The 730-nt window shown below is 60.1% G+C and carries 1 pseudogene; it reads left to right on the forward strand.

Annotated elements, in window-relative coordinates:
- Positions 1-730: pseudogene (locus tag HMPREF2952_RS01915) on the forward strand (RHS repeat protein); the annotation flags it as partial.

Raw genomic sequence — 730 nt, forward strand, 5'->3', positions numbered from 1 at the left:
CTACCGCAAAGACCATACCGTCGTTACCGACGCATTGGGACGGACGGAAGTGTACGGTTTCGACGAAAACCGCGAACTCGTCTACCGCATCGACGCCGACGGACAACGCAGCGACAGCGAACGCGACAGCTACGGCCGCATTACCGTAGAACGCGACCCGCTCGGACGCGAAACCCGCTATCTCTACGATACCGAAGGCAACGTCATCGCCATCACCGCGCCGGACGGCAGCAGCACCCAAATCGACTACCACGAAACCCTCAACCTGCCGGTTGCCGTCAACGATCCCGCAGGCAGGATTACCGCCTACGATTACGACAAGCGCGGCAACCTCATCAGCATCACCGACCCCGCCGGTTACACCACAAGCTACGGCTACAACGCCCAATGGCTGCCCGAAACCATTACCGACGCCTTAGGTAAAACCCGACGCCTACACTACGACACCCTCGACCAACTCGTCTGCTTTACCGACTGTACCGGCGAAACCACCCGTTTCGGTTACACCGAATACGGCGATCTCGAAACCGTTACCGATGCGCTGGGCCATACCACCCGCCACCACTACGACGCAGCAGGCAACCCCGTCCGTACCGACTATCCCGACGGCAGTCACGAAACCTTCGAATACGACCGCCTCAACCGGCTGACCGCCCACATCGACGGACTTGGTGCCAAAACCGCTTACGAGCTCGCAGTGGACGGACTGCCGATCAAACGCACCAACGCA

Origin of the sequence: Neisseria sp. HMSC068C12 (assembly GCF_001814095.1) — a bacterium.
Lineage (GTDB): Bacteria > Pseudomonadota > Gammaproteobacteria > Burkholderiales > Neisseriaceae > Neisseria > Neisseria perflava.